17 protein-coding genes are annotated in these 16,064 nt (G+C 58.2%); 8 read left to right on the top strand and 9 right to left on the bottom strand.

Annotated features, from left to right (window positions below; all coding sequences use genetic code 11):
* Positions 1–75 precede the first annotated feature (75 nt).
* Both HU752_RS19555 and HU752_RS19550 read left to right on the top strand, forming a co-directional pair.
* Positions 76–1,185 (top strand): efflux RND transporter periplasmic adaptor subunit, encoded by a 1,110-nt coding sequence (locus HU752_RS19555; protein ID WP_186679131.1) that lies wholly within the window; start codon positions 76–78, stop codon positions 1,183–1,185.
* Positions 1,182–4,271, top strand: a complete 3,090-nt coding sequence (locus HU752_RS19550; RefSeq protein WP_186679133.1) for an efflux RND transporter permease subunit — start codon at positions 1,182–1,184, stop codon at positions 4,269–4,271. The genes HU752_RS19555 and HU752_RS19550 overlap by 4 nt, the downstream gene beginning before the upstream one ends.
* Before the next feature lie 301 nt (positions 4,272–4,572).
* Here the strand turns inward: HU752_RS19550 and HU752_RS19545 are convergent, their stop codons facing one another.
* The 7 genes from HU752_RS19545 to HU752_RS19515 form a co-directional block, all read right to left on the bottom strand.
* Entirely contained in the window at positions 4,573–5,076 is a 504-nt protein-coding gene (locus HU752_RS19545; RefSeq protein ID WP_186679135.1) for a hypothetical protein, read from the bottom strand.
* Positions 5,077–5,170: 94 nt separating this feature from the next.
* Complete coding sequence (locus tag HU752_RS19540) at positions 5,171–6,232, bottom strand: diguanylate cyclase (RefSeq protein WP_186679139.1); 1,062 nt, start codon at positions 6,230–6,232, stop codon at positions 5,171–5,173.
* A 196-nt stretch (positions 6,233–6,428) separates the two neighbouring features.
* Positions 6,429–6,899: a hypothetical protein gene (locus HU752_RS19535; protein WP_225920026.1), complete on the bottom strand. Its 471-nt coding sequence runs from the start codon at positions 6,897–6,899 to the stop codon at positions 6,429–6,431.
* Positions 6,900–7,170: 271 nt separating this feature from the next.
* A complete protein-coding gene (locus HU752_RS19530) occupies positions 7,171–7,542 on the bottom strand; it encodes a hypothetical protein (RefSeq protein WP_186679144.1) in 372 nt (123 codons plus the stop codon).
* A 169-nt stretch (positions 7,543–7,711) separates the two neighbouring features.
* Positions 7,712–8,164 carry a hypothetical protein gene (locus HU752_RS19525; RefSeq protein WP_225920025.1) on the bottom strand — a complete coding sequence of 151 codons (453 nt, stop codon included), beginning with the start codon at positions 8,162–8,164 and terminating at the stop codon, positions 7,712–7,714.
* Between the two features lie 90 nt (positions 8,165–8,254).
* Positions 8,255–8,722, bottom strand: coding sequence for a GFA family protein (locus tag HU752_RS19520; RefSeq protein ID WP_186679145.1), 468 nt, complete (start codon positions 8,720–8,722; stop codon positions 8,255–8,257).
* Between the two features lie 16 nt (positions 8,723–8,738).
* The gene (locus HU752_RS19515) at positions 8,739–9,182 is read right to left on the bottom strand and encodes a GFA family protein (protein ID WP_186679147.1); all 444 of its coding nucleotides are present in this window, start codon (positions 9,180–9,182) and stop codon (positions 8,739–8,741) included.
* A 121-nt stretch (positions 9,183–9,303) separates the two neighbouring features.
* On the opposite strand from HU752_RS19515, the gene HU752_RS19510 reads away from it, so the two are divergent.
* From HU752_RS19510 to HU752_RS19490, 5 genes are all read left to right on the top strand, one after another.
* Positions 9,304–10,197 (top strand): LysR family transcriptional regulator, encoded by an 894-nt coding sequence (locus HU752_RS19510; protein WP_186679149.1) that lies wholly within the window; start codon positions 9,304–9,306, stop codon positions 10,195–10,197.
* A 47-nt stretch (positions 10,198–10,244) separates the two neighbouring features.
* A complete protein-coding gene (locus HU752_RS19505) occupies positions 10,245–10,715 on the top strand; it encodes a hypothetical protein (protein WP_186679151.1) in 471 nt (156 codons plus the stop codon).
* Between the two features lie 439 nt (positions 10,716–11,154).
* Positions 11,155–11,622 (top strand): hypothetical protein, encoded by a 468-nt coding sequence (locus tag HU752_RS19500; protein ID WP_186679153.1) that lies wholly within the window; start codon positions 11,155–11,157, stop codon positions 11,620–11,622.
* 177 nt (positions 11,623–11,799) lie between these two features.
* Positions 11,800–12,231 (top strand): tetratricopeptide repeat protein, encoded by a 432-nt coding sequence (locus HU752_RS19495; RefSeq protein WP_186679155.1) that lies wholly within the window; start codon positions 11,800–11,802, stop codon positions 12,229–12,231.
* Positions 12,232–12,499: 268 nt separating this feature from the next.
* Positions 12,500–12,955 carry a methyltransferase family protein gene (locus HU752_RS19490; protein ID WP_186679157.1) on the top strand — a complete coding sequence of 152 codons (456 nt, stop codon included), beginning with the start codon at positions 12,500–12,502 and terminating at the stop codon, positions 12,953–12,955.
* Between the two features lie 35 nt (positions 12,956–12,990).
* On the opposite strand, the gene HU752_RS19485 is transcribed toward HU752_RS19490, so the two are convergent.
* Positions 12,991–13,983: a zinc-dependent alcohol dehydrogenase family protein gene (locus HU752_RS19485; protein WP_186679159.1), complete on the bottom strand. Its 993-nt coding sequence runs from the start codon at positions 13,981–13,983 to the stop codon at positions 12,991–12,993.
* Between the two features lie 108 nt (positions 13,984–14,091).
* On the opposite strand from HU752_RS19485, the gene HU752_RS19480 reads away from it, so the two are divergent.
* Positions 14,092–14,970, top strand: a complete 879-nt coding sequence (locus tag HU752_RS19480; RefSeq protein ID WP_186679162.1) for a LysR family transcriptional regulator — start codon at positions 14,092–14,094, stop codon at positions 14,968–14,970.
* A gap of 209 nt (positions 14,971–15,179) precedes the next feature.
* Here HU752_RS19480 and HU752_RS19475 read toward each other — a convergent pair whose 3' ends face one another.
* Positions 15,180–15,545 carry a DUF6124 family protein gene (locus HU752_RS19475; RefSeq protein WP_186679165.1) on the bottom strand — a complete coding sequence of 122 codons (366 nt, stop codon included), beginning with the start codon at positions 15,543–15,545 and terminating at the stop codon, positions 15,180–15,182.
* Positions 15,546–16,064: the final 519 nt, after the last annotated feature.

Here is a 16,064-nt window from a genome sequence, read left to right as displayed (position 1 = left end):
TGATTTGTGACCATTGACATTAGTGGTCACTGAAATGAGAATGCCGGCATGTCCTATTCTTGAGTAACGGAACCTATGCGCCGGCCTCTAGCTATCCCGATTGCCGCTTGCCTGTTGCCGCTCGTCCTGACGGCATGTGGCGACTCGAACGTCCCTGATGATCCACGTCTGCATGCACCGTTGGTGAGGGCGGCTGCAGTTCAGGCGGCATCCGAAGCCTCACGTTCCTTCACCGGTATCGTGGTCGCCCGTGTCGAGGCTGATCTCGGATTTCGGGTCTCGGGCAAGATCCTTGAGCGCCTGGTCGATACGGGCCAGGCGGTCAAGCGGGGTCAGCCACTGATGCGCCTGGACCCGATTGATCTCGGGCTGCAGGCGCGGGCACAGCAAGAGTCGGTCATGGCCGCTCGGGCGCGAGCCAAACAGACGGCGGATGACGAGGCCCGGTATCGCAACCTGGTCGCCGCCGGCGCCATTTCTGCCTCGGCCTACGATCAGATCAAGGCCGCCGCAGATACCGCCAAGGCACAGCTGAGTGCGGCCCAAGCGCAGGCTGACGTCGCCCATAACGCGTCGGGTTATGCGGTGTTGGTTGCTGATTCCGATGGCGTGGTGGTGGAAACGCTGGCCGAGCCAGGACAAGTGGTGAGCCCGGGGCAACCCGTGGTTCGACTGGCGCGGGCAGGGCAGCGCGAAGCCATCGTGCACTTGCCCGAGACGCTACGTCCGGCGATAGATTCGACCGCGCAGGCCACGCTTTACGGCAACCCCTCGGGTGCCGTGACAGCCAGGCTCAGGTTGCTGTCTGATTCGGCCGATCGCATGACCCGCACCTTTGAAGCGCGGTATGTCCTGGAGGGCGCGTTGGCCAGTGCGCCATTGGGCTCGACCGTTACGCTGCAGATCGCTGGCAGCCGCGCAGAGGCACAGCGGTTGCAAGTGCCGCTGGCGGCGATTTACGACCCGGGCAAAGGCCCCGGCCTGTGGGTGATCGCCGGCAACCCGGCCAAGGTGACCTGGCGACCCGTGCGGATGTTGGGCGTGAGTGATGACACGGCGCGAGTCGACGGTGAACTCAAGGTCGGTGAGCAAGTTGTTGCTTTAGGCGCTCATCTTTTGCGTGAGGGGGAGGAGGTGAGGCTGGCTCAACAGGGTGACGTTCAGGTTGCCGGGGGCCGTCCATGAGCCAGGGCCGTTTCAATCTTTCGGCGCTCGCTGTGCGCGAGCGTTCAATCACGGGGTTTCTGATCTTCCTGATCGGCGTTGCCGGGGTCCTGGCGTTTTTCCAGCTGGGGCGCGCGGAGGACCCGCCGTTTACGGTCAAGCAACTGACGGTCATCACTGCGTGGCCGGGCGCGACCGCGCAGGAAATGCAGGACCAGGTCGCCGAGCCGCTGGAAAAACGCCTGCAAGAGTTGAAATGGTACGACCGCACCGAAACCTACACTCGTCCGGGTCTTGCCTTCACCGTGGTGACACTGCTTGATCGTACACCGCCCTCCCAAGTGCAGGAGGAGTTCTACCAGGCGCGCAAAAAACTCGACGATGAGTCCATCAAGCTCCCGGCCGGTGTGATTGGCCCGATGGTCAACGATGAGTTTGCAGATGTGACCTTTGCGCTATTTGCCTTGAAAGCCAAAGGTGAGCCGCAGCGACGGCTGGTGCGTGATGCCGAATCGCTGCGCCAGCGTCTGTTGCATGTGCCAGGCGTGAAAAAGGTCAACATCATCGGTGAGCAGAGCGAGCGTATTTTTGTCTCCTTCTCCCATGATCGGCTGGCCACGTTGGGTGTAACCCCGCAGGATATTTTTGCCGCGCTGAACAATCAGAACGTACTGACGCCAGCCGGCTCGGTTGAAACCAAGGGGCCGGAAGTCTTCCTGCGTCTCGACGGCGCCTTCGATAAGGTGCAGAAGATTCGTGACACACCGCTGGCGATTCAGGGGCGCACCTTGAAGCTCTCGGACGTTGCGACGGTCGAGCGTGGTTACGAGGATCCGGCCACCTTCCTTGTGCGTAACAACGGTGAAGAGGCGCTGTTACTGGGTGTGGTGATGCGCGAGGGCTGGAATGGCCTTGACCTGGGTAAGGCACTGGACGTGGAGACAACCAGGATCAACGAAGGCATGCCACTGGGCATGACACTCAGCAAAGTCACCGACCAGTCGGTCAATATCAGCTCAGCCGTCGACGAGTTCATGATCAAGTTCTTCGTCGCCTTGCTGGTGGTGATGCTGGTGTGCTTTCTCAGCATGGGCTGGCATGTCGGTATTGTCGTGGCGGCGGCGGTGCCACTGACGCTCGCCGTGGTATTTGTGGTGATGGCGGCCACGGGTAAGAACTTTGACCGCATCACCTTGGGCTCGCTGATCCTGGCCCTCGGACTGCTGGTGGACGACGCCATCATTGCGATCGAGATGATGGTGGTGAAAATGGAGGAGGGCTACGACCGTATCAAGGCGTCCGCCTATGCCTGGAGTCACACTGCCGCACCGATGCTTTCCGGCACGCTGGTGACCGCTATCGGCTTTCTGCCCAACGGCTTCGCGCAATCGACAGCGGGTGAGTACACCAGCAACATGTTCTGGATCGTGGGCATTGCCCTGATTGCCTCATGGGTGGTTGCAGTGGCCTTTACCCCCTATCTGGGGGTGAAGCTGCTGCCGGACATCAAGCAGGTCGAAGGTGGTCACGCTGCCATTTACAACACGCCCCACTACAACCGCTTTCGCCGGATCTTGACGCGCGTCATCGCCCGTAAATGGCTGGTCGCCGGTACGGTCATCGCAACGTTTGTCCTGGCCGTTGTCGGCATGAGCCTGGTCAAGAAACAGTTCTTTCCCACCTCCGATCGTCCCGAAGTGTTGATCGAGGTGCAAATGCCCTATGGAACCTCCATCGAGCAGACGAGTATCACCACGGCCAAAGTCGAGGCCTGGCTGCAAAAGCAGACGGAAACAAAAATCGTCACGGCCTATATCGGACAAGGGGCGCCGCGTTTCTACCTGGCCATGGCGCCGGAACTGCCGGATCCGTCATTCGCGAAGATTGTGGTGCTGACGCAGAGTCAGGAGGCACGGGAAGTGCTCAAGTTCCGCCTGCGCGAGGCCATTGCCGAAGGGCTTGCTCCAGAAGCGCGGGTCAGGGTTACGCAGTTGGTGTTTGGCCCGTATTCACCGTTTCCTGTCGCCTACCGGGTGATGGGCCCCGATCCCTCGACATTGCGTGAGATTGCCGGTCAGGTGCAGGCCGTGATGCAGCAGAGCCCCTTGATGCGAACCGTCAATACTGATTGGGGGCCGCTGACACCCACGCTGCATTTCGCCTTGGATCAGGACCGTCTGCAGGCGGTGGGGTTGACCTCCAGTGCGGTCGCGCAGCAGTTGCAGTTCCTGCTTGCCGGCGTCCCGATCACGGCCGTTCGTGAAGACATCCGTTCGGTACAAGTGATCGGGCGGGCGGCGGGTGATATCCGGCTCGACCCTGCAAAAATACAGGGCTTTACGCTGGTGGGCGCGGCGGGCCAGCGGATTCCGCTGTCTCAAGTGGGGGCCGTGGACGTGCGCATGGAGGATCCCGTCCTTCGACGTCGTGACCGCACGCCGACCATTACTGTACGGGGCGACATTGCCGAAGGCTTGCAGCCTCCGGACGTTTCCAGCGTGATCACGAAGGCGCTGCAGCCGGTCATCGACACGCTGCCCGATGGCTATCGTATCGAGCAGTCAGGGGCCATCGAGGAGTCGGGCAAGGCCGGACAAGCGATATTGCCGCTGCTGCCGATCATGATTGCCGTCACGCTGCTGATCATCATTGTGCAGGTCCGTTCGGTGTCGGCAATGATCATGGTGTTCCTCACCTCGCCACTCGGGCTGATAGGTGTGGTGCCGACATTGCTGCTCTTCCAGCAGCCGTTCGGTATCAACGCCCTGGTCGGGCTGATCGCCCTGTCGGGGATTCTGATGCGTAATACGCTGATCCTGATGGGACAAATCCATCACAACACACAAGAAGGGCTTGATCCGTTTGAGGCCGTGATCGAAGCCACGGTACAGCGGGCGCGCCCGGTGTTGCTGACGGCACTGGCGGCCATCCTGGCATTCATTCCGCTGACGCACTCGGTCTTCTGGGGCACTCTGGCTTACACCTTGATCGGTGGCACATTCGTCGGAACCATCGTGACGCTGGTGTTCCTGCCGGCGATGTACTCCATCTGGTTCAAGATCAGTCATGTCAATCAGAGGCAAACTGAAACAGCAGACCTGAAGTAAGCACGCGGATCTACGACAGAGAGGGCTCTACAGTGCCCTCTCGTTTTTCAGCTGTCACAGCGCTTGAGTTGTACGCCATCGCTCGATTCGGGGGGAGGGCGACTGAAGGATCAACCTCGAAGCTCACAAGCGAATCGTAGTGATGGGTGCTGGCATTGTCGGGCCTCTTGGTTGCGGAGTGGGAGAGGTCTCGCAGCGATTGCTGGATGGACGCTCTGGCACCCGCAACCTGGTCTGTCCCGGGCTGAGTGGACGCTGAACCGATGGCTGACGCCGGATAGGCTGGTACTCAGCGCCGCCATTATTTTTTCTTCCACTGCCACCAAGCACGTTTGGTCGCAACGGGAGGTGATACTGGAACCTCTAAGGCCTGGACACCCATTAGCGTCTGTGCACAGATTGAATTCCACACCTCGGCATTTAGCGGTAAAACGCGTGACCAATCTATTTCGCCTACCAGCGCGGGGTGGGGAGCAAATCCGAAGAACTGTCCGGCATCACGAAGGATGCCCCTCTCATGGAGCAGCGCGACTCCTTGGCTCAGGAGGTTCTGTTCCTGCCACTCCTGCGAGTTCATCAATTTGGAAAATTGCTGAAAGCTCTCCGCGACAAAGTGCAGTCCGCCCTCGAGCACATCTAGCTTCTCTACTTCGCCCGTTTTTCGCTCAAAAAAAAGATCGCCAAACACCGACGCGCCGATTGGGCGGATCTGCTCAGCTATCACGCCGGGCCATTCCTGGAGTAAGGCGTCAAAGTCGAGATTCGCGGCTTCTATAAATAAATCGTCCCAAGTTAATACGCTCACGCTTATAGACTCCATTCTATCCACAGCTAATGGTTAAGGCGCATCAGCGCCAACTCTGCCAATTGGTAATCCGAGTGCCGTAGGTAAAGGCCGTTCAAGTCATGATGGCGATATCTTTTGAGGTGAAATTGATCTTGTTGCGGCCATTGTTTTTAGCTGCATACAGCGCCTTGTCCGCCTCGTCGAGCCAGGCGCAAGGGGCGACCATTTCACTGCGGTAAGGCGCAAGGCCGATACTCAGACTGACCTGCAGCCCAGGCAATTTCTCATTGCGGAAGTTGCCCATCACCTGCCGCAGTCGCTCCATGACGTCGCAGGCTTTGCTGAGTGAGCTGTTGAGCAAGATCACGCAGAATTCGTCACCCCCATAGCGACCCGCCAAGTCGCCTTCGCGAAGGTTTCTTTTGAGCTCTGCGCTTATCTCACACAGCACGCTGTCGCCGGCAATGTGGCCATAGGTGTCGTTGATTTTCTTGAAGTGATCGACATCGATGATCGCGATGACTGCTTCGCCTTGTTCCCGCCGACAGGTGTAAAAGTGCAAGTGAAGCAAGTCCTTCAACGACCCATGGTTGAGCAAACCGGTAAGGCCGTCGGTACGGCTCAGAACGCTGAGCTTTTGCTTGTGTTCGGCGAGCTTGATGGCCAGGCGGTAACAGACTCCACCTAAGGCCAAGGGGTAGAGCGTCAGCATCGGCAGGCAGGCATAGAGCTGCAGATCGGTGATCGCAAGCACCAGTCCCGGGCCGAACAACGCCATTGACACTATCATCCCGGCGCCTTGGGCCAATGCCCCTTGCACAAGCAGGCGCTGGCCGCCGGCAGCGATGTTGTTCATCGTCATCATCGAAAGAATGGTGACTGTGGGCAGCGGGTTGAAATGCATGGTTGCAGCCCAGAATCCACCGAGCAAGGAATCGTAAAGCAGGTTGCGGCGCTCTGCCTGATAGGGCTCGCGTGTACGAGTGGATAATTGATAGGCCAGGTGTGGCCAGGCTAGACCGTTGAAGAACAGAAGTGCCCACACCCATCCGGGCAAACCGAGCGGCGCGATCGCGGCCATTACACTGAGCATGCCTATCGCCAATCCGATGGTACGCGGCGGGTAAATCCGCTTGGCGAACGATAGCCCTTTGCCGACCCTATTTTGCTGCATCCCCAACTCCAGTCATGCTTGGCGTCTATCGGCCTTGCAGTTATCGTCCTTCCAGTTCGTTGGGAGGATATCCTTATCGTATGTCCAAGCTGCACTCTTGTGCAGCTCAAACCTTGATCCGTTTAAGCCACAGATTTATGCGCTATAGAAAAACCAGCCTGATTGAGGGCTGTGGTGCGCATGCCTGATTGCCGAACTAATCCTCAAGCTCGAATTGCTGAAACCCCACACGCGTAACATGAATCCAAAAGTCATCTCCTGGCTCATATTGCTCCATGCAAACGCTGTGTTCCTGGCCCAGTTCATCTACGTCGATCAGAGTGCGATCCCAATCGAAATCATGGTTCCTGGAAATGGTATAGCTTGGGTACGGCTTGTCGAGGTCGAAGTGGATCGAGTACACGAGCAGCGGCGACTCCCAGGGCATGTGGGTTTCGTAAAGCCGCATGAGTTCGGGCATCTGCGCCTTGCAGTGCTCTTCGGCAAACTTGACTGCCTGGGGCAAGTCATCCCATACGGCTTGAACTACGCGTTGCGCGGCGGCGATTCTGACGTGGGGTGACTCGTTATCGCGGTGCTGGACATAAATCAATCGGCTGCCGAACTGGAACTCACATTGCCAAACACCCGAGGAAGCAGGCCAGTGGCCAAGCATGGATTCGGTCATTAGATTGATGTCCATATCGGTACTACACAGATAGAAAGATGCTCAGGTTATCCCCTCAAGCACCCGCTTGGGAATGCCATAAGTGCTTGGGCCATTTGCCTGATACTCATGGGGACTAACCAGTTGCTTTGGGTCGAAAGTGGTTGCTCACGATCGGCAGCTACCAGCCAAAAGCGGAAATCAGCTCCACGCCTGATAGGTTTCCCTACGCTGAGCTGATACCGGGTGGCAAGGTTGGTCTAGCGGGAGTATTGGCGCTACTGGTTTCTGGTCAAAATCCAGAGAGAAACATAAACCAAGGTAAAAACACGCTAACTTTATGCCCTTTGTACTTCGCTTCTCCCCGCAGATCCTTTAGGCACAGGCATAAACTGATCGTGGCTGGGATAGCCAGAGCGTTTAGCATCCACAAAAAGGGATTGCTGGATTCGAACATCACCAGCGCGATGATGTTGATGACCAGGACGCTGATTATCAGAATATTGTATTTGAGGTGTTGACGTCTGACGGAGGCAAAGCTATCCCAGTCATAAATCAGCCAGTCATGAGAAAAAACTCCACATTCTTGGCACTTATGGGTGGGCGAGAGCCTGATGGGGACATGCCCGCAATTGGGACACCGAACCTTCATATCCTTATCCATGGTGAGATGATGTTCCTGGCTACGCTTTCTTGGCGATGTCATTGCGGGAGGCGTCAGGCCTATTGAGGAGGGCCCGACCTCGGCGGCGAGACGAACACAGCATGTTGTACCAGGTAGCTGCTTTCAGCCTCGCACCGTTGTCGCTGTAAGGCTTTACGGCCGCTGTCTCCTACGGCTCCGCATACTGCTCGTAATCCAGCGAAATCCGATCGCTGGCCGCATAGCTGACGTAAACCACGATATTGTCACTGGTAGCCACGATTGCGTACGGCCATTTCCCATTGGCCTTGCGCATTTCCTCGTACAGCGGGAGGAAAAAGCTTTTCGTCTGCCCAGTGGGATCGTATGGCACTTGCCCGGTGAAGATAGGGTAGTGGTCCCCGTTGCACAGCTGGACTCGTTCCAGCTTGATGTCATGTTTTTCCAAAACAGTGCGGGCCGGATGTTGCCAAGTCTTGAGATCCACATCATGACAGTCCGCCGCCTTGCTGCTGTACAGCTCGGTGTCCTTCAGCGCCGGCAGCGCCCACGCCAGAGACGGCAGAATCAACAAAAGCACGGAAAGAAAGCGCATCACACGGGCATCCTTGAACGTTGGGATGCCGATTGTAGAGGTTTCCATGTGCAAGCGACTATCGGCACAGCACCCAGCCGAGCCTTGGGCGTGACTTGATCGGTAGCCTTGTCCTGATAGCCGCTATCGCTCGCGACGCTAACGCTCAGCAGCCGAAGCCAACGCGGCGAACGCCGCCATCAATGCAGGATAATCCCGTGGATCGGGAAAGGCCTCGTAACTAGCGCTGGCTCCGGTACTGGCCCAGGACAGTTTTTCTCGAGTCCAGGTCTCCATGTAAGGGGCGTAACGCTCGGGCTTGTCGAGCAGGCTGCTGCGCACACCCACGAAGGCATCGCTTTCGGCAGGCCGGGTGAACAGCCAGGACAAACAGTGGGGACAGAAGAAATGCCGGGTCGGGCCATGCAGGCCGCCGATCACGGGTGAACCCCGCGTGACGGAAAAGGCATCAGCCGCAAACAGCGCCGTCAGGGAAAAGGCGCTCCCCGACATTTTCTGGCAGCCGACGCAGTGGCACGCGCTGGTCATCACGGGTTGTGCGCGCATTTCAAAGGTCACCTGGCCGCAGCGGCAACTGCCGGTTGCACAGAAGTCGTCAATGCTCATCGATACCTCCACTCGGTCAGGACTGACCCGCATTCAAGACGGCCGCAAATTCTTCAGGCGTTGGGCTTTCCGGCCAGGTTGCGATGTTGGCGGGCAGACTCAACCAGGGTTGCTTGTGCTTGACCCAGATATGCGCCATCGGGCTCAACGAGCTGCGTTCGTCCAGCGTACCTGCACGCAACACCCACAGGCCAGGGGCCGCGGTGGTGGTGTTGTAAATGCGCGTGTGACAGGTCGCGCACAGGTGGTGACGCGAGGTCTGGCCCTGGTCTTCATAGGCATATTCCACCGTCAGCCCCTGCAGCACGAAAGCGTCACCGGGCAGCAACGCATGCAGCGCAAAGCTGCTGCCGCTCCAGATCTGACAGAACTGGCAATGACAGGCGTAAACGGCGACCTGCATGTCGCGCTCTGAACGATAGGATACGGCGCCGCAACGGCAACCACCGGCAAGTTTCATAGGTCAATTCCCTGGTTTTCGACACTCGATGCTTTATGCCAAGCACCGATCGGGTTAAGAATGCCCAATCTTCATACTGATGAAAATTAATCAAACCTGACGACCTACTCATAGGAAATGTATGAATATCCCGCCACTTCAGTGGGAAACCCAACGCGTATTCCTGGCCGTCCTGCGAACCGGCAGCCTGTCGGCGGCGGCGCGGGCACTGGGCATCGCCCAGGCGACTGCACGACGACGCATCGACTCGCTGGAACAGAGCGTGGGGACCAGCCTGTTCGTCCGCTCGCCGGCGGGCTTGATGCCCACCGACACCGCGCGGGAACTGATCGAGCATGCACAAGCGATGGCCTTGGCCGCCGAAGCGTTTACCCGCGCCGCGTCTGCGCAGGCCAACGTGCAAGGCGGAACCGTGCGCGTAACCAGTAGCCAGTTGCTGGGCGTCGAGGTGCTGCCTCCCATGCTGGGCGAGATCCGCGCTGCCCAACCCCAGCTGTCGATTGAACTGAGCGTGTCGAACCGGCTGGAAGACCTGGCCTTGCAGGAAGCCGATGTGGCCGTACGCATTCGTCGTCCCTCCGAGGCGGCGGTCGTGACCCGCCATGTCGGCGACTTGCGCATAGGCCTCTATGCCACCGCTCAATTGATAGAGCATCGAGGGCTGCCTCGTTGCGCAGAGGCATTGAGCGAATACCCGGTGATCGGCCCGGACCGTAACCTGACGGAACAGACCTTCCTGAAAGAGCGGGGGTTTTCCTGTACCGGGGAAAACGCCGTCATGCGCAGCGATGACCATCTGGCCCAGTTCGCCTCGCTGCGGGCTGGCCTGGGCATCGGCGTATGCTCCAGCCAACTGGCGCGACGCCATGGCCTGGTGCGCGTGCTGCCCGAGCTCGTGGACTTCCCGGTCGACGTCTGGATCGCGATGCACCACGACCTGAAGCGGGTACGGCGCGTCACGCTGGTGTTTGATGCGCTTTCGCAGGCGCTTTCACGATTTTTGGCCGACGTTTGATTATCCGCTCTCGGCCAACTGCTGACATTTATGAAGTAGGGAGAACTATGGCAACTGAGCGCGTCTATAGCTACTTTGGCTATGATGGAGAGATCGAACTGCCGGAAGAAGGAGTGGCAGATTGCGGAGGCGTGCCACACTACTTTTGGCTCCGTGAAGGCAGTTCAACACCTGAACATGGAATTTATGACCTTGCTCCCATCGATGTCATCCTACTGGACAAGGTAGTCGAGGCGGAAGCAATCTGGCGCGCATGGGACTTGGACTACCATGCAGGGAAAGTGGAACTGGATAGTCATCCAAGGCGCCCCGGTGTCAACCTTCGTTTCGCGAATCTCATACACGAAATCTCAGCAGCCTCCTCGCGGCTTCGCGCAGACGCGTTTCGGCGCGGTGCGATTTTCAGGCCTACCCAAGCGTATCAAGTCCATGCGAGTCAGTTCCAAGGCAAGCGGTGGCCTGCACCAGGACTTTACTCAGCTACTCTTGAAGTAAGCTGGATGAACGCCTGGGTTTGATTGCGAATGCGGTTGAACGGCCATTTTTCGGCGAAGCGAACTTCCGCTTCGTGTCGTTAGCTGGCAGCCATGGGTCGAAAACGGTCAGTCACGAATGGTCGCTTATGGCCGCCCTCTGTCCGTCACTACAGACGGGAATCGGCCAATAGCTGCCCGATAGCAGCGTCCAAGACTCCACAGTCACTCAGGTTGAAAAGCGACTTGAGTCACCGTCAGCCCGTGCTTGCGCTAGCGAGCCGACTTAGAAAGAAAGGAGTTCAAGTGAGCGAAAATAGCACTTAAAGGAAGATGAGAGCGACCCATGTTTAATGACTGGTTGGATCTTTCTTCGCGTAAAGCACGACTAAGATAGCGCGGCGGGGAAAATGGCCCCATAATCTCTCAAGAATGCTTTTTCTGAAAAAATAAGCTCGTTCCGATTTATATATCAGGTTTTTCCATGTTCAACAGAAACGATTTTGATCAACTCACTGGGGAAGAAAAGTCTTTTTGGAGAGCGCTCGGTGGCTGTCGCGGTCTCTATTTTGTGACGTATCCATCAGTCGCCTTTCAATACCCCGATTCTGAGGAAACCATTCGAATAACCCGCGCGCCTAAACAGCAAGGCGAAAACGGATTGAAATTCTGGCTTCATGCCGAATGTGTAGATTGGCATCACGAAAGAGCAAGCTACTTCGTGGGCTACGTGTCTGACGCCAAGTTTGAGGATATTTCGGAAGCTGTTTTTAATAAGATGGTCGCGGGCGCGGCGCATTATTTGATCGCTCCCCTCAAGCAGCCGCTGCATGAGCCCAACGGTTTCATCGGAGCGTTGTTGATGTATTCAATGAAGACGGAGTTCACCATTTCACTGTTCGCGGAGTATGAAGACGAGTACATCCATTTCTATTGGGACACGACTGCATGAGCGGTAGCCAAGAGCCGAAAGCGAATTAAGCCGAACGCCAGAATGTCGACGAGAAGGGACCGTTGCGGACGGCACCTATTGGCCTATAATTGTCGTGATTTATACGATTATTTATCGTCCGGTTTGGTTGCAAAATCGGCGGCTAGCGCGGTTGAGCCTTATAGACAGGGAGTTAAGATGGAAACTTTCGAATTGGATGACTTGACCCATGAGCAGATCAAGGTGTTTTGCCAATTGGGTGATGAGCATCTGGAGGGTGGTAATTTCAAGGCTGCCATCGATCAGTACAACCTAGCGTGGGAGTTGATTCCAGAACCCAAAAATAACTGGGAAGCGGCGACATGGGTGCTTGCCGCTATCGGCGATGCCTGTTTTCAGGGAAAATTCTTTACCTCCGCAAAAGAGGCCCTTGAGTATGCGATGACTTGCCCCGATGCGGTCGGCAATCCATTTTTGCATTTGCGCTTGGGCCAAGTGCTGTACGAAAAAGAGGAAACTGATCGGGCTGCCGATGAACTTATGCGAGCATACATGGCGGCTGGAGATGAGATTTTTGACAACGATGATCCTAAGTATTTCGCGTTCCTAAAAACGCGGGCCGTGATTTAAAATTTGGAATAGCCGATAAAAAAGCTCGACGGCGGCAGTAATTGGCCGATAGCTGCCCATCGTGACCCACTGCACTCGGCCATAGGCGATTGTCGGTTTTCCAGGAAATCCCAAGTGGCTCACTGACGACCGTGACGATTGATCACCGCTCTGAACTCAGTGAGACGGGCCAAATGCCCTTGAGTCTTCATCGCGCTCAGGATGCTTGACCCTGAAGTGGCTACAGCCCTCATGCTGGCGGCAAGCCCGTCTCTTCCCGGAATTCATCATGGACAATCGTATTCCTCCGCCGTTGGTTGCAACCCTGTTTGGCCTGCTGGCGTGGCTCGCTGCCCGGTACCTACCAGGCTCCTTGGTACTGACGATGGAATGGCGCGTTGGCCTGGCGCTGATCGTGATGCTGGCCGGTGTGGCCATCTGTCTGGCTGGCGTATTTTCATTCCGCCGCGCACGGACCACGGTCAACCCGCTGAAGCCGGAAACGGCTTCTGCCCTTGTCAGTTCGGGTGTCTACCGATACACCCGCAACCCCATGTACCTGGGTTTTGCCACCGTCCTGGTCGCCTGGTCGATCTTCCTCGCCTGGCCGCCCGCGCTCCTGGGCGTGCTGGGCTTCGTGGTTTACATGAACCGCTTCCAGATCGGGCCGGAGGAGCGAGCCCTTGCCAGCCTGTTCGGCAGCGACTTCAGCCAGTACTGTCGCCAGGTCCGGCGCTGGCTCTAGCAACGGCGCCGTCTCTCAGCCCCGAGCTGGCTCGCTCAACTGAGCAACTCGATCACCGTCTTGCCTTGCCCTTGGGCAACCTGGCGGAACGCCTCGTTGACGTCTTGCAGGGCATAGCGCTGCTGATCGACCCTGATCCTCAGTTGTCCGGCGTCCGCCAGGGCCGCCGCCTCGCGCAGAATCGCCCCATGGTGTTCTCGGCCTTTGCCAGTGAGTAGCGGCAGCAGCGTGAACACCCCCGAGTAGGTCGCGCTTTTGAACGACAGCGGCGCAAGGCGGTGCTCCCCCCAACCCAGGCAACTGAGTACATGGCCGGTGTAGGTCTTCACCGCCTGGAATGAGGCATCCAGGGTTTGACCTCCTACCGTGTCATAGACAATGTCGAAACCTTCGCCTGCGGTGTACTGCTCAAGGTAGCTGTCGACGCTCTGAGCCCGATAGTCGATCGCCGTCGCCCCCAGCGAACGAATGAAGTCCAGGCTGTCGGCGGAACCGGTGGCGAAGACCTCGGCCCCTCGGGCCTTGGCCAGTTGCACGGCCACCTGGCCGACGCCGCCTGCACCGCCATGCACCAGCACGCGCTGGCCGGCGCGGACGTTGGCACGATCCACCAGGCCTTCCCATGCCGTAATGAACGCCAGCGGCAGCGCCGCGGCCTCACGTTGGGTCAGCGCCTGCGGCTTTGCTGCAATCAGCCGGGCATCGACCGCGATGTATTCAGCCATCGCGCCCTGGGCACCGCCAATCCCGCCGGCCATGCCGAAGACCTCGTCACCCGGCGCAAAGCCGGTCACGGCTTCTCCCACCGCGACGACCGTCCCGGCCAAGTCCAGGCCGAGTATCGCGGGCAGCGCCTGGCGAGCGTGAGCGGCTGCGCCAGCGGCAATCTTGGTATCGAGCGGGTTGACCCCGGCGGCATGGACCTTGACCAGCACCTGGCCCTTGCCGGGAATAGGGCGGGCGACTTGGCGCAAGGCGAGGGGGGCTTGGGCTGATTCAGCGATGGCGGCGAGCATGGTGTTGTTCATGACGGAAACCTCTGATGGGGTGGACGCTTTCAGGTTGCCGCACCCCAGGTATTCCGATAAGAAGCTAAATTTGAATATCACCTATTCCTCGAAAGGACCTAATTTCCCATGGATCTGTTTGACAGCATGCGCACCTTTGCGCGCGTGGTAGAGCGCGGCTCGTTTTCCGCCGTGGCTCGAGAGCTGAACGTGGGGCAGCCGGCCGTGAGCAAGCAGGTTCGCGCGCTGGAGCAGTACTTGGGCGGACCACTGTTTGCCCGCAGTACCCGCCAGCTGTCACTGACTGACCAGGGGCAACGGTTCTACCAGCACTGCCAGGAGATCCTGGGAAGCCTTGAGACGGCTACACGCAGCTTTGCCAGTGGCCAGGAGCAGATCGCCGGCCCCCTGCGGATCACGGCTCCGGTCAGCTACGGACGATCCTGCATCGCGCCGCTGATCCGGGTTTTTCTGCAGCGCTACCCGGAGGTGCGGATTGACCTGCGGCTGAGCGATCACAACGAGGATCTGCTCAAGGAAAACATCGACCTGGCGATCCGCATTGGCAAGGTGAAGAACGAGGGCCTGGTTGCGGTGCCCCTGGGCACCACGACACGGCGGGTCTATGCCGCTCCCGAGTACCTGAAGCAGCACGGCGTGCCGCATGAACCCCAGGAGCTGGCCGGCCACAACTGCATCGGCTTCACTTTGCTGGAACACTTCGACACCTGGCACTTCACGCGCGATGCACAGGCGTTGGCTATTCCGATCAAGGGCAATGTCACCAGCAACAACAGCGAAGCCATTCGAGAAATGGTGATCTCCGGCCTGGGGATTGCCCTGTCTCCCGAATGGCTTTTTGCCGCGGATGTCGAGCAGGGCAGGGTCGTCACCGTGCTCGACTCTTACCAGACAATAGCGTTGCCGGTGAACGCCGTACTCAGCAGCGAACGGCGACGTTCAGCGCGCACGATGGCGTTCGTCAACTTTCTGCGGGAACACGTGTGAGTGGTGCGTTCAAGCGGGTGTTGCGGGCGACCATCTGTACCCAAGAAGCCCGCCACCACAGCGAAATACTCAGATGTTTTGTTGAGACGACTGGCCTATTCGCGGGCAAGCCACGCTCCTACAAGATTGAGGCGACCACCACCCTGATGACCACCGCCGTACTGTAGGAGCCGGGCTTGCCCGCGAAGCTTTTGACCATCAGCCAGCCATCAGTTGTTGGTCGCCACAACCTGCTGCTCCAGCACACTCATTCTCAACTGCGCCAGCTCAATCAGGTGCACCACGCCCATCGCCACCTTGCGATTCGAGCCGGTCTGGTTGTCGGCGTTCTCATAGGCCGTGGCGGCGGCTGATTGCAGAATCGAATGGAGGTCAAGCAGGGTGTCTTCGTGAGCCAGGGAGCTTGGCGGTTGACTTGGAGGTGCGGCGGCTGCGATGGGCGCGGCGGAGGCGGGCGCTGGTTTCGGTACTGCATTTGGCCCCAGGTCATAGTAGGCCAGTGCCTGGTCAGCGACACGAGGATCAATGATTCCGACACGGGATGTGGTCGGCGGATTGGGGGTAGCTTTGAACATGATCGAACTCCGATATGAGGTGGAGCTGTCACCGTTCGCTTGCACACGAATGAGGGTGGCAGCCGTACGCAGGTGTGCAAGACCGGGCATATCGGACCCCGGCAGACTCGAAAGTCTCCCGCGCACGGCCACCATCAAGCTGGAATCGAAGAGGGCAGAAGCACCCGTCGAAACGGCTTGTTTGAGGGCGCGTGACGCACCGATATGAACGGACTTGCACATCCGTGTCATCCGTTGGGATGACCGAGCCAAGACTATCGGCGGCGTATGGCTCAAACAAGCGGTTGCGATTTTCTAGGAAATTTCACTCAATGGAAAGGGAGTTGTCTGGTTGGAGCTAAATGGGCGGAAGCTGCCAGTCACAAACGGCAGCTTTCGATCCACAGCAGTCGTTCGTCAAGGGCAGAGATCGGCCCGTATCTGCCATATGTTTTTACCGCGAAAAAAGCTGGGGATGTGGTACTACATACGCTGGGTAGAGCAAGAACTCCGTCACCATCAACAAGATGATAACGGGTT

Origin of the sequence: Pseudomonas vanderleydeniana, from assembly GCF_014268755.2 — a bacterium.
In the GTDB taxonomy this organism is placed as follows: Bacteria; Pseudomonadota; Gammaproteobacteria; order Pseudomonadales; family Pseudomonadaceae; genus Aquipseudomonas; species Aquipseudomonas vanderleydeniana.
The sequence above is the reverse complement of the archived record's forward strand: the minus strand, read 5'-3'. Positions and strand labels throughout refer to the sequence as shown.